This window comes from Pseudomonas sp. MAFF 730105, assembly GCF_055380705.1.
The window spans coordinates 2853987-2876581 of record NZ_AP018438.1 but is presented as its reverse complement, the minus strand read 5'-3'; the positions used below and the strand labels follow the sequence as shown (position 1 = coordinate 2876581).

At 55.5% G+C, this 22595-nt stretch carries 20 protein-coding genes and 3 pseudogenes; 14 read left to right on the top strand and 9 right to left on the bottom strand.

All coding sequences use genetic code 11. From position 1 onward, the window contains the following. Positions 1-42: 42 nt before the first annotated feature. Positions 43-924, top strand: a complete 882-nt coding sequence (locus tag PCOSP_RS12920) for a helix-turn-helix domain-containing protein (protein ID WP_464711928.1) — start codon at positions 43-45, stop codon at positions 922-924. Positions 925-1000: 76 nt separating this feature from the next. On the opposite strand, the gene PCOSP_RS12915 is transcribed toward PCOSP_RS12920, so the two are convergent. Further along, positions 1001-1924 carry an NADP-dependent oxidoreductase gene (locus tag PCOSP_RS12915; RefSeq protein ID WP_464711552.1) on the bottom strand — a complete coding sequence of 308 codons (924 nt, stop codon included), beginning with the start codon at positions 1922-1924 and terminating at the stop codon, positions 1001-1003. A gap of 49 nt (positions 1925-1973) precedes the next feature. After that, entirely contained in the window at positions 1974-2417 is a 444-nt protein-coding gene (locus PCOSP_RS12910) for a DoxX family protein (protein WP_265069176.1), read from the bottom strand. A gap of 343 nt (positions 2418-2760) precedes the next feature. Between PCOSP_RS12910 and PCOSP_RS12905 the strand changes: the two genes are divergently transcribed. Next, positions 2761-3237 carry a DoxX family protein gene (locus tag PCOSP_RS12905; protein WP_464711551.1) on the top strand — a complete coding sequence of 159 codons (477 nt, stop codon included), beginning with the start codon at positions 2761-2763 and terminating at the stop codon, positions 3235-3237. Positions 3238-3671: 434 nt separating this feature from the next. Further along, complete coding sequence (locus PCOSP_RS12900; protein WP_464711550.1) at positions 3672-4145, top strand: hypothetical protein; 474 nt, start codon at positions 3672-3674, stop codon at positions 4143-4145. A 67-nt stretch (positions 4146-4212) separates the two neighbouring features. Here PCOSP_RS12900 and PCOSP_RS12895 read toward each other — a convergent pair whose 3' ends face one another. Beyond that, a complete protein-coding gene (locus PCOSP_RS12895; RefSeq protein WP_464711549.1) occupies positions 4213-4584 on the bottom strand; it encodes a hypothetical protein in 372 nt (123 codons plus the stop codon). Between the two features lie 130 nt (positions 4585-4714). Between PCOSP_RS12895 and PCOSP_RS12890 the strand changes: the two genes are divergently transcribed. Next, positions 4715-5278, top strand: a complete 564-nt coding sequence (locus PCOSP_RS12890) for an NADAR family protein (protein WP_464711548.1) — start codon at positions 4715-4717, stop codon at positions 5276-5278. 409 nt (positions 5279-5687) lie between these two features. Here PCOSP_RS12890 and PCOSP_RS12885 read toward each other — a convergent pair whose 3' ends face one another. Beyond that, positions 5688-6290, bottom strand: a complete 603-nt coding sequence (locus tag PCOSP_RS12885; protein WP_464711547.1) for a hypothetical protein — start codon at positions 6288-6290, stop codon at positions 5688-5690. A gap of 300 nt (positions 6291-6590) precedes the next feature. Between PCOSP_RS12885 and PCOSP_RS12880 the strand changes: the two are divergent. The 4 genes and pseudogenes from PCOSP_RS12880 to PCOSP_RS12865 form a co-directional block, all read left to right on the top strand. After that, a pseudogene (locus PCOSP_RS12880) lies at positions 6591-7517 on the top strand (phage portal protein family protein); the annotation flags it as partial. Between the two features lies 1 nt (position 7518). Next, on the top strand, positions 7519-8361 hold the full coding sequence (locus PCOSP_RS12875) for a phage head morphogenesis protein (protein WP_464711546.1): 843 nt from the start codon (positions 7519-7521) through the stop codon (positions 8359-8361). Positions 8362-8507: 146 nt separating this feature from the next. Next, positions 8508-8987 carry a phage virion morphogenesis protein gene (locus PCOSP_RS12870; RefSeq protein WP_464711545.1) on the top strand — a complete coding sequence of 160 codons (480 nt, stop codon included), beginning with the start codon at positions 8508-8510 and terminating at the stop codon, positions 8985-8987. Positions 8988-9043: 56 nt separating this feature from the next. Beyond that, entirely contained in the window at positions 9044-11461 is a 2418-nt protein-coding gene (locus tag PCOSP_RS12865; RefSeq protein ID WP_464711544.1) for a DUF4238 domain-containing protein, read from the top strand. Between the two features lie 161 nt (positions 11462-11622). Here the strand turns inward: PCOSP_RS12865 and PCOSP_RS12860 are convergent, their stop codons facing one another. After that, on the bottom strand, positions 11623-12660 hold the full coding sequence (locus PCOSP_RS12860) for a hypothetical protein (RefSeq protein WP_464711543.1): 1038 nt from the start codon (positions 12658-12660) through the stop codon (positions 11623-11625). A gap of 306 nt (positions 12661-12966) precedes the next feature. Between PCOSP_RS12860 and PCOSP_RS12855 the strand changes: the two genes are divergently transcribed. The 4 genes and pseudogenes from PCOSP_RS12855 (at position 12967) to PCOSP_RS12840 (ending at position 17286) form a co-directional block, all read left to right on the top strand. Continuing rightward, on the top strand, positions 12967-14352 hold the full coding sequence (locus PCOSP_RS12855) for an ApeA N-terminal domain 1-containing protein (RefSeq protein WP_464711542.1): 1386 nt from the start codon (positions 12967-12969) through the stop codon (positions 14350-14352). Positions 14353-15027: 675 nt separating this feature from the next. Then, complete coding sequence (locus PCOSP_RS12850; RefSeq protein WP_464711541.1) at positions 15028-15381, top strand: DUF6124 family protein; 354 nt, start codon at positions 15028-15030, stop codon at positions 15379-15381. 414 nt (positions 15382-15795) lie between these two features. Next, a pseudogene (locus tag PCOSP_RS12845) lies at positions 15796-16428 on the top strand (phage protease); the annotation flags it as partial. 216 nt (positions 16429-16644) lie between these two features. Then, positions 16645-17286, top strand: coding sequence for a LysE family translocator (locus PCOSP_RS12840; protein WP_139642213.1), 642 nt, complete (start codon positions 16645-16647; stop codon positions 17284-17286). A gap of 56 nt (positions 17287-17342) precedes the next feature. Here PCOSP_RS12840 and PCOSP_RS12835 read toward each other — a convergent pair whose 3' ends face one another. Continuing rightward, positions 17343-17546 (bottom strand): hypothetical protein, encoded by a 204-nt coding sequence (locus tag PCOSP_RS12835; protein WP_464711540.1) that lies wholly within the window; start codon positions 17544-17546, stop codon positions 17343-17345. A gap of 117 nt (positions 17547-17663) precedes the next feature. Here PCOSP_RS12835 and PCOSP_RS12830 point away from each other — a divergent pair, with 117 nt between their 5' ends. Then, entirely contained in the window at positions 17664-18365 is a 702-nt protein-coding gene (locus tag PCOSP_RS12830) for a type 1 glutamine amidotransferase domain-containing protein (RefSeq protein WP_041021715.1), read from the top strand. Positions 18366-18439: 74 nt separating this feature from the next. After that, positions 18440-19000 carry an OsmC family protein gene (locus tag PCOSP_RS12825; protein WP_139642207.1) on the top strand — a complete coding sequence of 187 codons (561 nt, stop codon included), beginning with the start codon at positions 18440-18442 and terminating at the stop codon, positions 18998-19000. Between the two features lie 77 nt (positions 19001-19077). On the opposite strand, the pseudogene PCOSP_RS12820 reads toward PCOSP_RS12825, so the two are convergent. The 3 genes and pseudogenes from PCOSP_RS12820 to fabF all read right to left on the bottom strand — a co-directional run bounded on the left by PCOSP_RS12820 (position 19078) and on the right by fabF (position 22570). Further along, positions 19078-20351, bottom strand: a pseudogene (locus tag PCOSP_RS12820) (OmpP1/FadL family transporter). Between the two features lie 67 nt (positions 20352-20418). Continuing rightward, a complete protein-coding gene (locus PCOSP_RS12815) occupies positions 20419-21198 on the bottom strand; it encodes a thioesterase family protein (protein WP_464711539.1) in 780 nt (259 codons plus the stop codon). Between the two features lie 79 nt (positions 21199-21277). Beyond that, positions 21278-22570, bottom strand: coding sequence for a beta-ketoacyl-ACP synthase II (fabF, locus tag PCOSP_RS12810; protein WP_217510090.1), 1293 nt, complete (start codon positions 22568-22570; stop codon positions 21278-21280). Positions 22571-22595: the final 25 nt, after the last annotated feature.

Below are 22595 nucleotides of genomic sequence, written 5' to 3'. Positions count from 1 at the left end.
TCTGAATATGATGACCTGGCAGCCGGCGATACCCAACGCATCATGGCCGAAACCATGCCCCGCCACCTGCCGGGAACACCCCAGGCATTGCCATCACACCCGCACCTGCAGGATGTGGTCGTCCAGTTGTTCAGCCATCACAGCGTCATCGAGCCGATACGGGTACCCGCCGTCGTGGAACCGTTGCTGGTATTGGTCCTGGCAGGCAAAGCCAGGGTCGAGGAGCGCGCCCTCGACGGCGCATGGGCAGCCACCACCGTGGAGGCCGGCGACTTTTTCCTCACCCATACCCACGAACCCTATGAAATGCGTTGGCAAACCCTGGAGGGCGACACCTTCGAGGTGATGCACCTGTATCTCGACCTGTCGCTGATCGACCAGGCTGCCCGCGATCTTTTCGGCGAGCACTGCGCGTCCGTGAGTTTTCTGGACATCTCCGGCGCCCGGGATGAGCGGGTGCGCTTCATCCTCGAGCAGTTGCGCATCGAACTCATCGAAGAACGCCAGCCCAGCCCGCTGTTCGTTCATAGCCTGGCCGTGGCACTGGCCGTGCACTTGATCCGTCGTTACCCCGATCCACACGGCAACCAGAGACGCGGCAGCGCGCTGCAAGCGTATAAGTTGCGCCGTGTCCTGACCGCAATGAACGAGGGCCTGGCCGATGAGTTCAACCTGGCGCAACTGGCCCGGATCGCCGAATTGAGCGAGTACCACTTCAGCCGGGTATTCAAGCGCGCGACCGGATTGTCGCCCTCGCAGTACTTCATCCGCCTGCGGATGAGTCGCGCCCGGCACCTGTTGCTGGAAACCGACCGCAGTATCATCGACATCGGACTGGAGGTCGGTTATTCCAGCCCCAGCCATTTCTCCCAGGTGTTTCGTCGCGAGGTGGGTGTCACGCCCAGCGCTTACCGCCAGACGTGAGATGCCCTGTCCAGGGGAAATCGCCGATGAAAAAAGCCGGGCTTCTGCCCGGCTTGGTTCGCTACCGATTCCCGGCTTACCGACGGGCGTCGAGCACCAGCTTGCCACGGATATGCCGGTCTTGGCTCTTGCGCAGTGCGTCTTGCGCCTGGGACAAAGGCAGCACCTCGACCTCGATTACCAGCTCGCCGGTTTCGAACAGCGCGGCGATCTCCTGAAGCTGCGCGCCATCGGAGCGTGTAGCGAAATGCTTACCGGTCGCCCCAACAGCCTCGGCCCGCCTGGCATCGGGTGGGCTCACCGGGGACACCAGCACTCCGCCGGGTTTCAACACCGACCAGGAGCGTTCCTGGGTATCGCCACCGACCAGGTCCAGCACCACATCGACCGGCTCGATTGCGGCCTCGAATGCCGCCTGGTTGTAATCGATCACCTGCGTGGCGCCCAACTTGAGCAAGTAGTCATGGTTGCGCGCCGAGGCGGTGGCGATAACGGTGGCACCCGCAATACGCGCCATCTGCACCGCCATGCTACCGACGCCACCCGCAGCGCCGTGGATCAGCACCCGTTGGCCGGCCTTGATCTGCCCGTGCTCATGCAGGGCCTGCCATGCGGTCAAGGCGACGGCCGGGACACCGCCGGCGTGCAACGCTGACAGCCGCTTGGGCCGATGCGCAAGACGGTCCGCACTGGCGACCACCTCAGTGGCGTACCCACCCACGATATTGATAAAGCCGAACACCTCATCGCCGATGGCGAAGCCCGTGACGTTTTCTCCTATGGCCGCCACACGACCGGCGACCTCGACGCCAGGGGTGTAGGGCAACTGCAGCGGAATGAAAGCCTTCATGGCACCGGAAAGAACCTTCCAGTCAATCGGATTCACCCCGCTACCGGCCACCTCGATCAGCACCTCCCCCTGGCCTGGCACTGGTGATGGAAGTTCCTCGAACGACAAACCTTCGACCTGCCCGTATTGCGCTACGCGAATCGCTTTCATATCTCACCTCATAAGAAGAATGGCGAGCCGGCGGGGTGCCGGCTTCGAGTTACGCGCGGCGCGCGTCCAGGCTGAAACGACCGGCACCAAAGGCGACAACCTGCAACAGGCCGCCCGCCATGGCAATGTTCTTGAAGAAATGGATGAACTGATTCTGGTCGCCCAGTTGATTGTGGAACGCCAACGCGGTGGCGACACTGAACAGGGCCAGCCCGGCCGCGACCAGTCGTGTGCGGTAACCCAAGACCAGCGCGATGCCCCCGCCCACTTCCACCAGGATGGCGATGGCCAGCGCCAGGCTCGGGAACGGCAGGCCGACCGATCCGATGTAAGCGATCATGCCGGCTGACGCGCTGATCTTGGAGACGCCGGAGAGCAGGAAGATAGCGCTCAGCAAGATACGACCGGAGAGCGCAACCGATGAAGACAGTGTGCTGGCGGAACCGATGGCAGTGGTGGCAAGAGTGCTGGACGACAGGTTGGAATGAGTCATGGCGATTTCCTCTGGAAGGGCCCACCACCTTGGTGAACCGCAATGAGGGAAATTCTGCGGGCAATTCACTTATCTAAAAAGACGCCTAATTTCGATCGTTAGGTTTCATAAAATAGAAAAGATTGAATCCTACCGAAGGGTTATGGCTTGGCGTTGTACGCAGACCTGGGGCCGGCCGATTGTTGTTCTGCCTTGAATTCACATGGCAACTTCACGGGATTTATCTCTACGCCCCAAACAAGAAGAATGCCCGCAAGCCCGCCCAGGTACACCGCACCGTCTGTCCCGGAGCCCGTACCGACACCCCGGCTCCTAGTCATCCGCCGCTGCGCAAGGACTCCCCATGACACGCGAAACCGCATCGCCATTACGCTCCGTTCTGACCACGCTGAGCACACGAGCCACGGACCTCGAACCTTATCTGTACGCCTTGCTGCGAACCGTCTTCGCTGTCGTGCTGTTGACCCACGGACTCCCCAAGGCGCTGCGAACCTCCCACGGCTCGATGGCCGATCCCATGGGCGCATCGATCAACCTCATCCAGAACGTGATGGGGCTGCCTTTTGCTGCGCAACTCGCTTTTCTGGTCATGCTGCTGGAAACAGCAGGCGCCCTCCTGCTGGCGATGGGCCTCGCCACGAGGCTGGTCGCACTGCTTATCGCCCTTCAAATGCTTGCCATCAGCTATGCGCTGGGACCGACATGGCCCTGGATTGACCGAGGCATCGAGTTTCCGGTGTTGATGGGGTTTCTGGCGCTCTACATCGTGGCGCGCGGCGGCGGGGCGTATTCGGTGGATGCACGCCTGGGACGGTACTGACCTCGTTTCAGGCATGGGTAGGCACGTCCGTGGCCGCGCAGGCACAGTCCGGGATAGGCTGGCACAAATTGGGACAGCCTATGCAATACCCTTGCGGCCGGTGCAACAGGAATAGCCCCGCTTAGCCATCATCTGGCGGGGCGAAGATATCGGCTTGGCGGCGGACGATCTCATCCTTTCAAACCGCTTTAACGATCTTATAGATCCATTGAAGCGACACCCCCACTTACGCGCCAAGTCACTTTGATTGGTGCCGTTGAATTCCTCGTAGATCTGTCGATCATGGCATCACAAAAATAAGACCGGCAGACCGCGCTGTAACTGCCAGCTTTAACGGTCAGGGACGACCAACGACACGTTAAAAGGAGGTTTCAATATCTGAGAAAAAACACACCACACCATGGAAAGATCGGCCCGCCGCCGAAAAAATCGCATTGATCGTCGGCTGGTTGATCATCGCAAGCCTCATGGCATATGCATTCCTGCCGAACAAACCCGAACCGAGTGCTCCCTCACCAGGCATCGAAACTGAAGCACTGCCCCCCACAGCCCGGCACAACCGCGCCAGTGCACAGGCCTTGAGCAGTGCAACCCGATACCTATCGCAACTGGATAGCGCGATGACTGAAGGGATGCACCTACTCGAGGCCAACCAGCTCCCTGAACTGGCCGCTCATAGCCAAGTATTCAAAGAATTGCTTAAAGAGGGCTACGCGCAATTCGGTCGCTCCGTGTTTCAACCCTTAGGCAAGTGCACCTCGGCAGCCGTCTTTGCCAACAGCTGGTGGCAGGCCCAAGTGACTGCCGTTCGCCAAGGCGGTACAGAGCCGATTCTCGGCTCGATCCAAAGCCACTTGGATGAGTACACACTCAACCGAGCTGACTGCCTGCAAAGTGCGAACCCCTAGGTCAAAAGTGCTGCGCCAACAAGGATCTGAGTTTCGGTAGGAAATTACCTTGCCCGGCTGATAACCGTCAGCGCGTCCGTACGGCTTGGGCTTTGGTTTCTTTCGAAAACGCCTCACAAGCGTTGCCGAGTTCATCTGAATTTAAGGAGTTTGCCTTCGACTCTATCTCGGCGAACACGCGAGCGTAGGCTTCCGAAGCCCGCAGTTTTTTGAGGAAATCTGCATCTGAATCTTGTAGGAAATGGGCGGCCACCGCAGAGTATCGCACCCGCATACCAGGATTCACCGAAGAGCACTTGGCCTCCATAAAATCAAATGGCGCAACAAAGGACGCCGATGCTTCGTCGATGCACCCGTCACCTGTACACGGTGAAGTTGCACTGGCTAATGTGGCCCAAAGCATCGTGAAGCAGGCCAAAGTTTTCAAAGTGTTTGGCATCGGTTGATCTTGATTAGATTGAAGAGGTGCGATGATGCCTCAATCGGTGGACGTTCGATCTACCAAGCTTCGTGGTTGCCTTGGTCAGCACAATAGCTTTAACTTCGAGCCTGTTAGCGAGGATATCTAATTGAACGACTCTGAACATCTCGAACAGCTGTGCGCCCGTTTCAACGCTGGAGAACAGCTGAGCTTTACGTTTTTCTGGGGGCATCAGCGTAGTAAAACTGTCGTCACAGCTTCGTGCTTCAGCCAATGGTTCGAGGCTGGGTTCACTGTCCAGGGGCAACATTACCCGACTGCCGAACACTTCATGATGGCCGAGAAAGCAGCCTTGTTTGACGATCAGGAAATTCGTGCGCAGGTGCTCCACGCACCTACTCCAAATGCCGCCAAAGCCCTTGGCCGCAACGTGCGCGGTTTCAATGATAAAGTTTGGCTGCAGCACCGATACGACATCGTCGTTCGAGCGAATCAGGCCAAGTTCTCTCAGAATCCGCAGTTGAACGAATATCTTCTACAAACTGGTTCGCGGATTATTGTCGAAGCCAGCCCGGTTGATAACATCTGGGGTATAGGGCTCGCACAGGACAACGCGGATGCGAACAATCCGAATTTGTGGAAAGGCTTGAATCTGCTGGGATTTGCGCTGATGCAGGTGCGGGATGAGACACGCATGCCAGGCCCAAAGTAGTGAATCCCCAGCAATCATACAAGCGATGACAATTATGAAAGCCCCGAGAATGACTAAGGCACACGGCTCTCACAGGGCTCAAAAGCTAGTGGAGCTTGGCTGGACGGTTAAACATGAACTCAAGGCTGACAACGAAACATACGAGTGGTACTTGGAATGGGAACACGTCGAAGACCCTCCGTTGCTTTCCTCACAAGATAATTGTGATGAGCCCAGCCACAAACGCCCCTATGACTGATTCAATATGGCAGATTTAACGTTGCAGACCTAAGCACGATGGATGCGTTTTTTTCAGTCTCAACCATAAGCTGACATGATTGTCCATATGGCTGGGATTCTGAAGGCGTTTTGATGGTATTCGCAGATGGGGACGTGATACCTATGAGGGCGCAGCCCTACCTATTTCGTCTCATTCATAAGTTGCAGGAGTGCCTTCCAGATAAGTGTGGAGTTGCGACAAAAATCTGCAGTGGCCTTTGATTTTAGCCAGCTCCGTCATCAGCAGGTCAATCCGGAAAACCATCAGCTTCGCGTTGCCACCTTCCAGCGCGATACCATCGCGTTTTTTTGCGTCTGGCGCGCTTCTCGAGAGAGCCACTAGGTGCTTCCCATCCGAGTACCGTTGAACGACCCAGTGAGAGAATGTGTGTCGGAACACTCTGTGCATCTCAAACGTCTCCACCGCGGAGATGATGCCGGCCTTGTCGATATTCAGGGCAGTCTCACGAGCTTCTTTTTTTGTGTGGAGCAGGACGTCGGTATCGTTCAGCGAGTATGCCGAATCACTTGGAGTCCCAAACCGACGCTCTTGAAGCATGGCGATGAGCCCACGGCAGAATGCGTCTGCCACGCAGTACATTTGGATAAGCTCGCCGATCAGGGCGAGATCCTCCTTACTGGGACCCAACAGGAGTCGTGGCAATTCACGAGTACCTTCAGCGCTCTCCAGTAGACGCATAATCTCGCGCATCTCTTCATCGATCGATCCAACCATCGAGTTGTCAGCTTCCATTTTTTGACCTCGTGATGTCTGAGCTAACGCATAGACCTAGGCGGCTGTTGTGCCATACCTACGTACTCGGATGCTGGTTTGCCCAGCTTACCTCAACAGAATATCTTTGTTGTCTGCTCCGCTAACCCTCTCCCTAAACCCGATTAAAAGCCCCTCCAGCCCAAGCCACCCACCATAACGGCGTAAGCACATCCAGCGCCCAACCCAAAGGGCGCCACGACAGGAGGCGTCCCCCATGCGACCCGCCCCCCCCCCGCGGCATCCGCAACCACAACCCCGGCAACATCCGCCACATGGTTCTTCTACGACCAAAACAACGCGCTGCGCTTTCGCGCCAAAGACGCCGGCCCCGATGGCGAGCTATGCGACCCGCAACGCTTCATCGTCGCCCGCCAAGACGCCACCTACGCCAACCCCTACGGCTTCCCGGACCTGAGCATGTGCTTCTGGCCGGCCACCTTCATGAAAGGCGGCCTCAAATTCTGGGTGCAGTTCACCGAAAAATACGGCAGCCCCTGGGTCATCGGCAAACACCCGCGCGGCGCCAGCGACGACGAAACCCATCTGCTGCTCGACAGCCTCGAAGCCATGGTCCAGGACGCCGTCGCCGCCATCCCCGACGACGCCAGCGTGCAAATCATCGAAGCCGCCGGTAAAGCCGGCAGCGCCGACGTCTACCGGCAACTGCTGGAGTACTGCCGCAGCGAAATTAACGTCGCCATGCTCGGGCAAAACCAAACCACCGAAAAAGACAGCAACCGCGCCAGCGCCACGGCCGGCGCCGAAGTCACCCAAGACATCCGCGACGGCGACGCCGGCATTGCCGCCGCGGCCCTCAACACCTGCATACGCCACGTCGTCGACATCAACTTCGGCCCCGACGTCGCGGCCCCTCAGTACGCCCTGTGGCAACAAGAAGAAATCGACAAAAGCCTGGCCCAGCGCGACAAGGCCCTGACCGAGTCCGGCGTGCGGTTCACCCACGCCTATTGGCAGCGCACCTACAACCTGCAGGACGGCGACCTGCAGCCAGCACCGGCCCGTGACGAAAAAACCGAATTCGCCGAACCGACACAACACCCGGCAGCGGATCAAACCGCGCTGGACCACGCCATCAACAGCCTACCGGCCGAACCCCTGAACCAACTGGCTGAACACCTCGCCAACCGCCTGTTCCTGGCCGACACCTGGGGCCGCCTAAGCGCAACCACAGACCGGGAAGACTGACATGGCCAACCCCACAAAACAGCTCAACCCCGCAGACCTTAAGGCCATCTTCGGCCTCGAACCCGCCAACGCCATCGCCTACCTCAAAGCCAAGGGCTACACCATCACCTGGCATTGGCAAGACATCCTCGACCAAGCCCACGACCACGCATTTACCGTCGCCAAAGCCATGCGCCTGGACCTGCTCAGCGACATACGTGCTGCCCTGGAAACCGCCCTACAACAGGGCCAAACCCTCCAGCAATTTACCGCCAACTTGAAACCCGTCCTGCAAGCCCAAGGCTGGTGGGGCCGCCAAGTGGTCGTCGACAGCCAAGGCAACGCCGAGCCCGTCCAACTCGGCAGCCCCCGACGCCTAAAAACCATCTACCAGACCAACCTACAAAGCGCCTACATGGCCGGCCGCAAAGCCGGCTTGGAACAGACCACCGAGACCCACCCATACTGGATGTACATCGCCGTCCTCGACGGCAAAACCCGCAGCAGCCACCGGGCCATGCACGGCCAGGTTTTCCGCCACGACGACCCCATCTGGTCAACCATCTTCCCGCCCAACGGCTTCAACTGCCGCTGCCGCGTCATCGCCCTGAGCGAGGCCGCCGTCAAGCGTCGCGGGCTCACCGTCATCTCCAGCCACGGGAAAACCATCACCGAAACCGTCGAGACCGGCACCGACAAACGCACCGGCGAGACCAGAACCGCGACCGTCACGGGCCTGCGAATCACCAACGCCCAAGGCCACGCCATCACATTCCGCACCGACCCCGGCTTCAACCACGCCCCAGGCACCGGCCTGGCCGAAGCCCTAAAACGCAAACAGGCCAATCCACCACCGACCGCATGAACCCCGCACCCCCTGTAGGAGCTGGCGCAGCCTGCGATCTTTTGATCTTAAAGCTCTTCCGTGGCGAGGGAGCTTGCTCCCGCTGGGCTGCAAAGCAGCCCCAAACACTTCCAGCCCCACCACACCCCCAGAGCGGAACCCATCCCATGTTCACCCTCGAACTGAACCACCAACACCTGCAACAAACCCTAAGCAAAGTGGAAAAGGCCATCGGCGACCTCACCCCCCTCATGCACAGCCTGGCCGCCGAACTCGCCAGCCAGACCGACGAGAACTTCGAACATGAAGGTCGGCCCGAATGGCCCCGGCTTTCCGACGTTACCACCGAGCGCCGGGCAAAGACCGGTCATTGGCCCGGTAACATCCTGCAAGTCAGCGCTGCCGGCTTGGCTGCTTCGATCACCACTCAAGTCACGGACAGCTCGGCGCTGGTGGGAAGCAACAAGCCTTATGCGGCGATGATGCAGTTCGGTGGAGATCAGGCGGACTTTCCACAGCTATGGGGTGACATTCCGGGCCGTCCGTATCTACCAATGGATGCTGAAGGCAATCTGCAGCCTGAAGCGGAAAAGGCCATCCTTGATTTAGCATTAGCCCAACTAGTATATAAAGGCTCACCGGCGTAGCCTTAAGCACTATGTTCACCCATTAAATCAATTCTGACAAAAAGGACTAACATTAAATGAAGGGGGATTTTTCTGATCGGGGTGCAACAAGCAAAACCAGAGACAATCATTTTGTACCGCAATGGTATCAAAAAGGTTTTATGAAAGATCGAGACGACCAGCTCTGCTATCTCTCGCATCGAGAAATAGATTTGAAGAATGGCAATACCAAAACAGTAATTTCTAAACGGTGGCATACACCCGCTCAACAATTCTATAGAAAAGACCTGTATTCAACATTTTTCGGTGCCGAAATAAATGACGATATAGAGCACAAGCTATTCGGACCTATTGATGATAATGGCTCCAAAGCTATTCGCGCTTTTTTGAGCAACGACCAATCCCAGTGGCATCATAATTTTCAAAATTTTTTTATTTATCTCGATGCACAAAAACTACGAACCCCTAAAGGGCTGGATTGGATCAAAAGTAAATATCCAGAGCTAAGTCAGCTGCAACTTATGATGGAGATGCAGTCGTTACGCTCAATGCATTGCACTTTATGGAGTGAAGGAGTGCGGGAGCTAGTGTCAGCCGAGGACTCCGATATTAAATTCATCGTTTCCGACCATCCCGTCACGGTTTATAACTACGCATGCCCTCCATCATCAAAGTTGTGCGGATATCCAGATGATCCAGATATCTCATTAAAGGGCTCGCAGACAATATTTCCGCTAAGCAAGAACCGTTGTTTAATTCTAACAAATCTTGAGTATGCCAAAAAACCGGATAATGTTAATCCTCTCGAACAACGAACCAACCCTACTCGTTTTCGCCCAAGTATGGTAAACACCATTGAGTTCATTAGCTCTCGCAAGCTCTCGGCAGTTGAAGTCAGCCAAATCAATCACATCATCAAAAGTAGAGCTATCTCATCGGTAGCCGCCGGAAAAGAAGAATGGCTTTATCCTGAAAACAATATTAAATGTGATTGGGGTGAAATTAAGCATGTGCTATTGCCGCCGAAGAATGAACTTCACAGATTCGGCGGGGAAATCTATGCGCGTTTTGATGATGGCTCAGTTCACTATCAAGACGCATTTGGCAGGACAACGCCAAAAAATAAACTACTGAACAAGAACATTAATGAGGCTCAGATTGGACGTAATGATTTTTGTGGTTGTGGTAGCGGTCGGAAGTACAAAAACTGTTGCCGGAGCATTCCTATAGATCTTCGAACGACTTGGAGCGTGGCAAGCATTCGAGAGAGAAATCTGGCATTTTGTAATTGTATTCGGGGAGTGTTAGGCCTCGACAGTGGTAAGACATGGGTGGACGTCAGACGTGAGCTATCCAACATCCAAATATCACGGATCTATGAATTCTATTCTACTTTATGGCCCCGTGAAACTGATGTCTATTCATTGCTACCCAAGTCCGATGGGAAATTTCGCGCGCTTTACAGTGGGATTTTAGATGTTCGAACGATTGGTACACATGCGCTGCCAATGGCAACTTTATTTGATGAGCTATTAATAGAAAACCCAATAATCAACCCTAATAATATCAAGCCGGAATTCAGTCCAGTCAAGTCGCCAGAAAAACATAAATATCAGGCATTGAAAGACTTTCTTTTCATGCTGAACATGGAGCCTTTTATCGGGCTTGGCTTAGTAAATCTTATCCCCAATCCCATTGAGTTCGACCTTGATTTGATGAGCGCAATGATGGAAATGGCTAGTGCCCGTGCGGAGCCACGCACTCCTGACATAACCTCCGAACAAGATAAAAAACTATCTTTCAGATTAACGACTGAAGATTTACTAAATTCGATGGCGTTGATGCCGAGGGATGTGAAAATTAAAGTGCTGGTTAGTCAATTCGGATTAACTGAGAAACATGCAGAAGATGCTATCGTTGAGCTGGAGAAAAGTTCGGAAAATTCACCACTGACCATGCTGCAACCACTAGACTCTGATAAGGCAAGTCAGCTGTTTCAGTTTAGGATGGGGCCAAACTATGAAATGGCATTATTTGTAGCGCAAGTCACTGGTTCGGTATTGGTCACGGACAGTGGCTCGAGATGGCGAGAGCTGGTTACCGCACAGCACCGAGATCAAGGAATCATCAATTATCCATGGAGCAATGCATTTGATCATCTGATTTCGATTCCTATTGATTACCAATTATTGGAAAAATTTCAGAAATCTCAGTCTCACTTCGCTACATTCAGAAACCTGATAAAATCAACCGATCGTATGATCTTGGACAAGGATCGGGACCCAACTAAACTGAGTCGCCTAGCTGATCAGGCTAAGATGTATATGAGTCAAATTGAAACGGCCGTAGAGCCATTGGTTACTAATACCTTGAAGGTGTTGAGCCCAGCTGGAGGGATCTATGATGCTCACGTCCAACGTTTATTAGCTCGGTCCGGTTGCTCGAAATACGACAATCAGGTTAGATCCGTTTATGGCGTTTCCCTTCAAATTTAAAGTTTTTTCTCTCGAAGTAATTTTCCAAGAAAAGTCTATCCCTTTATTTTTTATAAGGGGATAGATGTTTACTGTCCAGCGCATCGCATCCTTATACACTGTAATTTCAAGGATGCCCACAAAGGCATCTAGGGATGGGTATAAGCTGTGTCTATGTTTAATCAATCATCTCTCATGAACTTCTCATAAGAATGAGCATGATAGGAACAAAGTCCGCCGTTGTCCTGGTCTTCTTGCCCCAAATTTTCGTCACATATTTCACATTCTGTATATTCAAGTTCCGCAGCGCACCACAGACAGGACTGCTCATGAATTAGGAACGTATTTCTGCCGCATTGATTGCAGCGTTCTAGGTGGGGTTCATCCCCGTCACGTGGATCATAGCTATGGGCTTTCTCTAACGCGTCGATCATGAGTTGGGCTATCAGTACTACGCATCCGCAGGCGATACATGTAGCCTGAAAGCGATCATCGTTGGATTCAACCGTATCGCCTGCGTCCAGGTTTTCTTGCGCAGGTGCTAATAAGGCGGAAGCGCATTCCGGACACTTGCATTCTTTCAGCCATGGTTCGATCCCTTTTGGCACACAAGCCTCTGCCCAAGCCTCTTCGCATTGGTGGGTGGTGTCTACAAAAAACCTGTGATGCAACAGCATCAGTTGCCAGACATCGCCAAGAATTGCTGCTGGCGATTCTCCCAGTTCTGTCTGAATGAAATCCCGGAGCACTGGGAATAGTTCAGCCACGAAATCGGCCACCTCACCTAAAGTGTGAGCTGGATGCAGGTGCTCCAGATGATTGCGACACGCCTGTAGCTTCTCGATCACATCCCAGTCAACATCGATTTCAAAAGCTTCGAAACGCTTTTGAATCGTTCCAACATCGATTGTGGTGGTCTTGAATTTGCCGACTGGTATCCAGTCGATACCTCCATTGCCATCTGAATGAGGCAGTACCTCCGGCGGATTGAAGATCAGAGCCGCCGCATCAGCAGGATCATCGACACACGTAGCAATTTTGTACTTGAATAGCAGCAGTACTCCAGCGAAGAGATTTCGAATAGCCGAGAGCGCCCGCGCTGGATCTCCCTCAGGGTGCCTGCAGCGCTCGAAGTCCTCGACGCCTAACCGGATGGAGGTAAGCGCATTCTCACGAAGCTTGGTGGCGTCAAGCGTAGGCATGGGGCGTTGGGGGACCATATGGTGATTTTCCTGACGACCTCAGATAGTTCGGTAGAGATTAGCCGATAGATCTGTGAGTCGCCTACCGCACCTGACAACCACTGTAGCGAGGACTAGCTCTATTTTAAAATCGCTTACATTATCCAAAGTTTCGTGAGCACCCAATTCTTCAGTCCGCTTTTGATCGTTTTCTGTCATAACGGGCAGCAGCGGGCGAACTCCGGAATGGCTCTGCCAGGACTCGAGACATGGAGTATCTTGCAAGTGATATTTTCTCTGCCTCTCCTAGTACCTATTTTTAGCTAAACTTAAAAGGGATATGATATGAGAATTGAAGAGGAATACAAAAAAACAGGTTACTTCTGGCTGCCTGAAAAGGAAGGGAGCAAAATCCCCGGGATACTATCATTTGATAATGGCGGAAAAATTGAACTAGAAATTATTGGTCATTTCAATGATGGTGCCGGCTTACTAAATAAGGATGATAGTGTAAGCCGAATAGTTGGTCACGTCGAAAAAGTCGGACTGGTAACTCTCGATGACTGCTTTTATATAGAAAAGAACATTTCATTTGGCGGCATATCTAAATCTAGAATTCGCGCAAGTATAGTTTTCGGCGGGGCTGCATGGGGCAGGGATGAAATTGTAACTTTCAATACTTTTTCGTTTTCGGTCGACTGCTTAGATGAATGGATTGGTATTAGCGGCATTAACGTAGATAGTACCTGGAGTGCTGGGACTGCAACAATTAACTATTCTCCGCCCAAAGAAAAAAATTTCTCTCTCGATAACGGGATGACGCTTAAAATTTGCTTCGCATATACCCTACCAGGGTTCCCCCATATCACAGAGGCCAAAATCACTCAGCGAGCCTACTTTCGGCTCAGCTCAGAGGAATTGCGCGAGCTAAGTGAATTTAGAATTATCGCCTTTAAATTAACCAATTTAATGTGCTTTGCCATAGATGAGATCGTTACCCTGCAAAATGTTACGGCGACCTCGTCTGAAATACAGGATAGCGTGAACAACAAACAATATCCCGCCCCAATATCAATCTACTATCAAAGCATTCCATTTACTGAAAAAAAACCAAAAAAAGATTGGCACTCAATGCTTTTTAGCTTCCGTACCATTACGGTTAACGCCCAGCAGGTGCTCAATAACTGGTTAAACGCTTATGAGTATTTATACCCAGCGTTAAACTTATATTTCTCGACAAAAACTGGCGCTCAAAAATACCTTGAAGGTAAATTTTTGGCGTTAGCACAAGGGCTAGAGACTTACCATCGAAGAACCAGCAGCGAAACGCTGATGGAGCCAAGGTCTTTTGAGGTAGTGGTTGAAAAAATCCTTAGTGAGTGTCCAGAAGAGCACGTCGAGTGGTTACGCGGCAGACTAATGCATGGAAACGAAATCAATCTTGGCAAGAGATTAAAAAGAATTATAGAGCCTTTTAAAAAGCACCTAGGAACGAGCGCAGAGAGAAACAAGATGCTAAGAAAAATTGTGGACACAAGAAATTATCTAACTCATTACAATGAGGACTTGAAAGAGGAGTCTGCCAAGGGAAGAGATCTTTGGGTTCTTTGTAAAAAAATGGAATCCATATTTAACTTGCACTTTCTGAAAGTCATTGGGTTTACCGAGGAAGAAATAAATCAGGTAGTAAAAAATAGCTTTCCACTAAGACAAAAACTACAGGAGAGCTAGTAAATATTACTGCGCTATTGCTAGGCGTTGGCCTCTGTATTGACCGGTAGCGGCTCTTCAAGAACGGCAGCTTACCGGTCATTACGCTAGCCCCATAAGGCACCACAGTAACTGTAAAGGGCTAGCTTGGTCCCGCACAGACTGCCTGGTTCCCTACGTCTGATCCGGCCCCCATGAACAACCACGAACAATTCCCACAGGATTGGAACGAGTACCTCAACGCAGAGTGGACATCGACCTACGCCGCCATCATGAGCGCCTCGCGAGGCCCAGTTAACACGAGGGGCCGTCTCTGGTTCTAATGACGGTATGCATCGAGTCCTGCGACCATACGTAGCCCGTAACACCGAGCCCTAGTCCCAAGGCTACGCCACCTTGCGCCTTTGCCTACAACTAAGCCAGAATCCGCCCGCTTGTGCGCCATGGCCCCGACTTCTATTGTCTCCGAGTCGCTGAAAATCAGCGATCGGGTTTAGCAGCCCAGAACCTTTGACGCACAGTGCCACACATATGCCGGCAGGCTTAGAGCCCGCTCATTATGTAATGGCGGTTGTGCGCGGGAGACCTTCGGGTCTGCCGGTTAAGAGGTCCGGTCTGCTAACCCGCGTACAGCCGCCACCCTTTTTCGTTTAGCAGCGAGACAAGGCGGCTCCACTACCTCTTAGAGTCACAACTATGTTCAAAGTAACTCCCAACCCTCCGCAAACAGACCCCAGTTCCCACGGCCTCGACCCAAAGAAAGTCCAAGAAGCCAACGATCGTGCACTGGACTTCTATCTGAAACCGAAAGAAACCGACGCCAAAACCGACCCACCACCAGGTCAGCTCTTCACTGTCATCCCCGGCATCGACACCGAAAGCCTGCTCGCCAACCTCAGCGAAAACCTGGCCTCGGCCAACGCTATGATCAACGACCTGGCGTTCGACCTGGACGGGTCGCGCCGACACGTTGCGCTGGGTATCCAGCAGGTGATCGAGCTGAGCGAGCTATTGGCAAACCGGGCGTTGGATAACGTCGATCCACGCTAGCACCCAGCCTGTAACGTGAGGCCGAGTCGGACCTTTGTAGCCCCAAACCTACATAGCCGCCGACTCGCCCACCCGGTAAGAGGGCGTCGAGCCACTCAGCGCTATAAGCGCCTGTCGCCCGCGTGCACCAGCCCAACTCACGTTGCCCGGCGGCAACCTCAGATCCCCGGCATAAATACGTTATAAAACGCGTCAGAGGCCTTGCCCCTCGGCAGCCGACCTCATCATCCGCGATCAACCCCAATGCGCCCATCAAAGCCGACGCCTGCTCGCAAAAGTTCGCGTCTTCCGCTGACGTTCTAGTCCATCTCAACCACGCCAACCTCGGGGCACCACCTCCCTAATCCCGATTAAAAGCCCAACCCGCCCGAAGCCCCGAAACTGCTCAAACCATCCCCATCAAGCGCAGCCCCCATGAACCCACTCCACATCTTCAAACCCGGCACCCACACCGCCCAATGCGGCACCACCTTCCACTTCACCGAAACCGACCTGGCCGCCACCGTCGCCGCCTACAACCCAACCCTCCACGAAGCCCCCCTAGTCATCGGCCACCCGCAACACGACGCCCCGGCCGCCGGCTGGGTCAAATCCCTGACCGCCACCGCCCAGGGCCTCATCGCCGAGCCCCAGCAAATCGACACCTCCTTCGCCGAGCAAATCGCCAAAGGCAGCTACAAGAAAATCTCCGCGTCCTTCTACCACCCAACCGCCGCCAACAACCCCGTGCCCGGCGTCTACTACCTGCGCCACGTCGGCTTCCTCGGCGCCCAACCACCGGCGGTCAAAGGCCTGCGCCCCATCGAGCTGGCCGAAGGCGAACCCGGCGTCATCGAGTTCAGCGAAATCGCCCCAAACACCACAGCATTAGAAGCAGAGAACCACCGACTCAAAGCCGAACTCACCCAACGCGACAACGCCGCCCGCATCGCCGCCCAACAAACCCTCCACGCCACCAGCGTCGCCTACGCCGAGCAACTGGTCGCCGCCGGCATGAAGCCGCTGCACGCCCCCGTGGTCATCGCGGCGCTCGACGCTGTGCAGTCAAGCACAACCCCTCTGGAGTTCGGCGAAGGCGACCAACGCCAGCCCTTAAGCGCTGGCCTCAAAACCCTCTTCAACGACCTGCCCCATGCCGTCAGCTTCATCGACGAAATGCCCTTGCCTCGCCCCAGAGCCCAAGTTTTTCGCGCTCGGCATCAGGCAGATGCAGAGAGTCCTGTACTATGCCCCTCCCCGCCAACCACTTATGAACGTGAAAACATGGAACTGCACTCAGTCTTGGCCTTTACCCTGGTCGCCGCGATTGCTATCGCTAGCCCTGGACCTGCGACGCTAATGGCGATCAACAACAGTCTGGCGTACGGGCCGCGTTACGCGGTGTGGTCATCCTTGGGCAATGCGTGCGGACTGTTCTGTTTGTCGGCGGCAGCGATGTCCGGCCTGGGCGCCTTGCTCGCCAGCTCCGAATGGATGTTTAACGCGGTGAAAGTCCTGGGGGCCGGCTACCTGTTCTACCTGGGTGCGAAGCAGTTGTTCAACAAACGTCCGATCCTCGCCCAGGATGTGCAGCCGGACGGAAAAGCAGCGGCCCCGTCGCGAATGAAGCTCTACAAGTCGGCGTTCCTCACCGCCGCCACCAATCCCAAAGCAACCATGTTCTTTACCGCCCTGTTCCCACAATTCATCGACCAGAGCGCAGCGCTGCTGCCGCAATTCCTGCTACTCACGACAATCTTCATGGGGTTGTCGCTGACATCATTGAGCGTGTACGCCCTCGCGGCAGCTCAGGTCAAAGGCTTGCTGACCCGCCCGGCGTTCTCCGTGTGGATCAGCAGGCTGGTGGGCTCGACGTTCATCGGCTTCGGCGCGGCTATTCTCGCCATGCGTCGACCTACCGCTTGAGAGCAGCCCAGACTCGGGCGTGAACACGCCCGTCGAAGGCCACGGCGAAATGACTATCAGCCGGTAAGCGCCAGCCTGCCCATCGCCAGCCAACTGCTCTCTTCCTCGAGAAGAACTGCACCTGCCTGAAGCAAACACAAGGCTAGAAGATTTTCTATCGATAAAACACATTTAATCTCGTTTGTTGACCGCCAGAAATAACCGGAAAATCCCAACCAAGCCAGGGAGATTAACCCAAGAAACCAGGGCAGCAGAGTCATTTGACGCTGCCTTTCATAAAATAGATTTTCTTGCGTGCATCACTGACCCTGGCTTGGGTGGCAGAAGCGTCGAGCTATGCCCCGGTTTCGTTTCTCAAATCCAACGGGAGAATCACCATGAGCCATGTCAATAAACAGAAACGCATCCTTCTCATCATGTCGTCCCTCGACGAGATGGGCATCAGCGGCAAGCAGAGCGGCACCTGGTTTCACGAGTTGGCTGCGCCTTACTACATCCTGACCGAAGCAGGCCATGAGGTGGTCTTCGCATCTCCGGCTGGCGGCGAGGCCCCCATTGATCTGTTGAGCATGAAGGCGCCCTTCACCACCGAGTACACCGATCGCTTCCTCGCCGATCCGGTCGCCCTGTTTGCCGCCAGAAACACCCGCAAGCTGCGCAACATCGATTACAGCGGCTTCGACGCCGTTTTCTTCCCCGGCGGCTACGGCCTGCTTTGGGACCTGGCGTCCGATTCCCATGCGATCAAGTTGATCCGCGACTTCTACGAATCCAACCGCCCGATTGCCATGGTCTGCCATGCACCGGCCATCCTGCGCGACGTCAAGAAAAGCGACGGCGAGTATCTGGTCAAGGGCCTGAACGTCACTGGTTTCAAAAACGCCGAAGACAGCGAGATCGAACTGCTGCATCACTTGCTGTTCTCGCTGGAAGATGAACTGAAGGTACGCGGCGCCAAGTACAGCAGCGCAGCCAACTGGGAACCGCACGTGGTCGTCGACGGTTTGCTGATGTCTGGCCAAAGCCCGGCGTCGGCCGTCCCCCTTGCCGAAACACTGCGTGAGCGCCTGAAAGGCTAAAGCGACCGAGGGAGCTGTCTTTTTCAAAGAGAGAGCTCCCTCATCGCTCCGTCCCCGACGACTGGAGATATGAGATGAGCAATAACCTGAACGGCATTGATGTCGCTGCCCTGCAGCAGTTTTCGAAAAGCGTGGCCGCATCACCGGCGGCAGGCGAAGTTCGCTTCAGCGTGAAGACAAAATGGCAGCATCAGACGCGCACAGTGGCGACCGTCAATCACTACACCCTGGGTGGCGAAACACACCAGCGCCACTTTGAAATTGCCGCCGACGAACCGCCAGAGTTGCTGGGCACCAATTCCGCTCCCAATCCTCAGGAACTGCTGATGGCCGCTTTGAACGCTTGCCTGTCAGTCGGCTATGTGGCAAACGCCGCCGCCATGGGCATCGAGATCAGGAGCCTGGAGATCGAGACCGATGGCCGCCTTGATCTGCGCGGTTTTCTCGGCCTGGATGAGAACGTCAACCCAGGGTACGACGAAGTTGGCTATGTAGTACGTATCAGTACGGACGCTGAACCCGACAAGGTCGAGGAACTGCACCGGGTGGTCAGCAGAACATCGGTGAACCTGGCGAATTTTTCCAAGGCCATTCGCATGGTACCGACGTTGGAAATCCAGGGCTCGAATACATAAGGAAGACCAAAAGCCGGGATCTGCCTCAAAACACTGAAAAGCGCCTCCGTTCGCAGAGGCGCTTCATCGTTAACGAATCAGAATTTATAAGTGATGGAAGTGCCGAACCCACTGGCGCTGTTCTTGTATTTGGAGCTGTAGGCGCCCCTGCTGGCTGAAGCGTCGTTGACCTTCACGCTCTCTTCCCACAGATAGGAGTAAGCGAGGTCGACGGTGACATTGTCCACCGGCGTCCACCCGGCGCCCAAGCTGACCACCGTGCGGTCTCCCGTTGGAATCCGTGGCGAACGGTTGGTGTTGTTGGTGGGGGACTGATCCACCGAAAAGCCAGTACGCAGCACCCATTGCTTATTGAGCTGGTACGAAGCGCCAATCGCGTGCGCCCACGTGTCGTGCCAGTTCTCCTCTTCAGTAACACTGCTCAACGTGCCGCTCAGCGCCGCAGGCAATCCGCTGTTCTCGATGGTAATGTCCTTGAAGCGACTCCAACGTGTCCAGGTGCTGCCCAGGTACAGGGTCCAATCGTCATTGAGTTGCTGGGTCACCGAGAAGTCCACGGACTCGGGGTGTCCACGTCCAGCGAAGCATCGTAGCTTTCACCGCTGAGCCCCAGCAGGGAAAAGACGCCTCCGGTGACTTTGGTCTTGGCATTGTCCAAGTGATAGCTGACCTTGGAATGGTAGGTCATGCCCACCCGGGTGCTGTCCGTGGCTTGCACCAGAATACCGGCGTTGAAACCCAGGGCGGTGTCATCGCCCTTGCTTTTGAGTTTGCCGTCATTGGTGCCGGGGCTGATGGGGGTCAAGACCATTGCCGACAACTCACCGCTGATGCGGTTGATGGTCGGACCGAAACCGATGGAAACCCTGTCATTGAAGGCGTAGCTGACCGTCGGTTGGAAGGTCAGTGTCTTGACCTCGCTTTTGTTCGTGAAATAACGACCGGCGAACCCACTGCCATAATCCGTTATCAGACCGAACGGCGCGTAGAAGCCGACACCGAACGCCCAATGTTCATCGATGGGATTGACGTAGTAACCCATGGGCACCGTGACCACGGGCACCATGTCGCCGTCTTGCTGGCCGCCGAATGTGCTGCGCGTCTGGCTGATGTCTGATTTGGCGAACAGCGTTGCAGCGCCCACACTGACCTGTTCTCGCTTCAAGCGAGACATGCCTGCCGGGTTACCGAAAACGGTGCTCGCGTCATCGGCGGAAGAGGATCGACCGGCAAAACCGGTGCCCATCCCACTGATGCTTTGTTCATTGAGCGCAAAGCCGCTGGCGAACAGTTGCGAAGAGGCCAGTGCTACAGCAAGGCCAAGCGGAGTCTTGAGGATCATTTTTTTCATTATTGGATCTCTAGGGTGATGACAGCTAGGTGTTGCAGGGAAAACAGTGGCCTCGGCTCTTTCGGCTTCAAGCGAAAATCGCCACGGTCTGGCGTGCCCACAGCACCCGCAGACCGCTTTCATCCCAGATCTCCATATCCTGGACGGAATAGCCCTCTTGGGTTTGTTGGCTGAACGAATTGATCAGGAACCATTCGCCGACCACGGCGGGTTGCGGCAGGTCGATGGTCCAGGACACCGAACTGATGGCGGCCGGCTCGGTAAAGCAGGTCATGACCGCGGGCGGTAAGCTGTCGGCCAGTGCGATCAACGCGACGGCCGGATCGACCCCCTGGGCGTCCAGATGACGCACCCACATCAGCAGCTCAGGATTTTCAGCACCCGACACCGGCAGCGATCCGCCGGCCGGGCGCATCTCGAAGTTGTAGGCGCAGGCGGGTGCAACTCGTCTGTCCAGCTCCAGCGTCCGATGCTCGGAGGGCGCTCCCACGGACGGACATTCCCATGAGTCGTGCCGGATCCGACTGGCACGCGGATGGGCAAACAGCAACGTCGTGCGTAGCGCCAGTTCATCCCCCGACAGGCAGTCAACCGCCACCGAGGTGACCGATCGACCCTCGCGCAAGACGCTGGTATTGAACGTCTGTGCCTGCGTCACCGGGCCGATGAAGGACACTTGGGCGGACTTGAACGGCGGCAGTTGCCCACCATTCACCAAGCGCACCGCCTGCAACGACAGAGCCGCGGAGAGCCCGCCAAATACGGTCCTGCCTTGCAGCCAATTGGCGGGGGCCGCGAAAGGCCTGTCAGGGTCGAACTGATTAACCAGCTGGGAAAATGAAGTCACGGTCTTTTCCTCTATGGGAAACAGAACATTCAGAATCGATACTCACGATGAGAACCTACGCAGAACATTCACGTCGTGATCATGGCGCCGGCTCCCAGCGACGGAACAGAACGCTGGCATTGACGCCGCCGAAGCCAAATCCATTCGAGAGCGCATAGGTGATCGAAGCCTTGCGTGCCGTCAGGCCAACCAGGTCGAGCCCACTAGCGGCCTCGTCGGGATTGAGGAGATTCAACGTCGGGGGAATGATCTGGTCCCGCAAAGCCAGCACCGTGAAAAGCGCTTCGATGCCCCCCGCCGCTCCCAGCAAATGCCCCGTGGCCGACTTGGTCGAGCTGATCGCCACGCCTGAGTGGTCGCCGAACACGGACCTGATTGCCGCCAGTTCGCCCTTATCGCCCACCTGCGTCGAAGTCGCATGGGCGTTGATATGCTGTACCTCGCCAGCACTGACACCCGCCTGGCGCAAGGCTTGTTCCATGGCGCGCCGGGCTCCATTCCCATCTTCCGGCCCTGCGGTCAGGTGATAGGCATCCGCACTGGTGCCGTACCCCACCAGTTCCGCCAGGGGCGTCGCTCCGCGGGCGAGCGCGTGTTCCAGCGACTCGATCACCAATAGCCCTGCCCCTTCGGCCATGACAAAGCCGTCGCGATCGCGATCGAACGGACGCGATGCTTCCTGTGGCCGCTCAGCAAACCCGGTGGACAGCGCGCGGGCGGCAGCAAAGCAGCCCAGCGTCACCCGGTCGATCGCCGCTTCGGTGCCGCCGCAAATGGCGATATCGGCTTCCCCGCTTCTGATCAGTCGCGCTGCATCGCCAATGGCTTGTACGCCAGCGGCACAAGCCGTCACCGGCGCGCCGAGCGGGCCCTTGAAGCCGTTCTGGATAGAGACATGACCCGCGGCCATGTTGGCGAGGAATGACGGTGCGGTGAACGGCGATAATCTACGCGGCCCACGAGCATCCGTGGTCCGTACGGCTTCAGCAATCGCGCCGAAACCACCAACACCGGAAGCGATAATGGTCGCGGTCCGCTGTTGTTGCGCTTCATCCGTGGGATGCCAGCCTGCCTGCGCCAACGCTTCATGGGCGGCCATGAGCGCGAATTCGATGAAGCGGTCCATCTTCTTGCGCTCTTTGGGCGCAATGATGCGGTCGGGCGCATAACCGGCAACGGGATCCTCTTCCAGTGTCGGCACTTGCCCCGCCACTGCGACGCCGGTGCCCTCACCGATTTCGTCCGGCAGGCTGCGAATACCCGAACGGCCGTCCAGCAACCTGCGCCAGACCTCTTCCGTGCCGCATCCCAGGGGGCCGACAATACCGCCGCCTGTGACTACGATTCGCTTTTGATCATTGGAATTCATCATGAAACCCTCTTGATTCTGAGTCGAC

Excerpts from the sequence above, each read along its gene's own strand:
- PCOSP_RS12825 (WP_139642207.1), top strand. The coding sequence starts at position 18,440 with ATGAGCAATAACCTGAACGGCATTGATGTCGCTGCCCTGCAGCAGTTT.
- PCOSP_RS12830 (WP_041021715.1), top strand. The coding sequence starts at position 17,664 with ATGAGCCATGTCAATAAACAGAAACGCATCCTTCTCATCATGTCGTCC.
- PCOSP_RS12885 (WP_464711547.1), bottom strand. The coding sequence starts at position 6,290 with ATGGAAGCTGACAACTCGATGGTTGGATCGATCGATGAAGAGATGCGC.
- PCOSP_RS12835 (WP_464711540.1), bottom strand. The coding sequence starts at position 17,546 with ATGACTCTGCTGCCCTGGTTTCTTGGGTTAATCTCCCTGGCTTGGTTG.
- PCOSP_RS12860 (WP_464711543.1), bottom strand. The coding sequence starts at position 12,660 with ATGGTCCCCCAACGCCCCATGCCTACGCTTGACGCCACCAAGCTTCGT.
- PCOSP_RS12905 (WP_464711551.1), top strand. The coding sequence starts at position 2,761 with ATGACACGCGAAACCGCATCGCCATTACGCTCCGTTCTGACCACGCTG.
- PCOSP_RS12865 (WP_464711544.1), top strand. The coding sequence starts at position 9,044 with ATGAAGGGGGATTTTTCTGATCGGGGTGCAACAAGCAAAACCAGAGAC.
- PCOSP_RS12920 (WP_464711928.1), top strand. The coding sequence starts at position 43 with ATGGCCGAAACCATGCCCCGCCACCTGCCGGGAACACCCCAGGCATTG.
- PCOSP_RS12915 (WP_464711552.1), bottom strand. The coding sequence starts at position 1,924 with ATGAAAGCGATTCGCGTAGCGCAATACGGGCAGGTCGAAGGTTTGTCG.
- PCOSP_RS12850 (WP_464711541.1), top strand. The coding sequence starts at position 15,028 with ATGTTCAAAGTAACTCCCAACCCTCCGCAAACAGACCCCAGTTCCCAC.
- PCOSP_RS12910 (WP_265069176.1), bottom strand. The coding sequence starts at position 2,417 with ATGACTCATTCCAACCTGTCGTCCAGCACTCTTGCCACCACTGCCATC.
- fabF (WP_217510090.1), bottom strand. The coding sequence starts at position 22,570 with ATGATGAATTCCAATGATCAAAAGCGAATCGTAGTCACAGGCGGCGGT.
- PCOSP_RS12870 (WP_464711545.1), top strand. The coding sequence starts at position 8,508 with ATGTTCACCCTCGAACTGAACCACCAACACCTGCAACAAACCCTAAGC.
- PCOSP_RS12895 (WP_464711549.1), bottom strand. The coding sequence starts at position 4,584 with ATGCCAAACACTTTGAAAACTTTGGCCTGCTTCACGATGCTTTGGGCC.
- PCOSP_RS12875 (WP_464711546.1), top strand. The coding sequence starts at position 7,519 with ATGGCCAACCCCACAAAACAGCTCAACCCCGCAGACCTTAAGGCCATC.
- PCOSP_RS12855 (WP_464711542.1), top strand. The coding sequence starts at position 12,967 with ATGAGAATTGAAGAGGAATACAAAAAAACAGGTTACTTCTGGCTGCCT.
- PCOSP_RS12840 (WP_139642213.1), top strand. The coding sequence starts at position 16,645 with ATGGAACTGCACTCAGTCTTGGCCTTTACCCTGGTCGCCGCGATTGCT.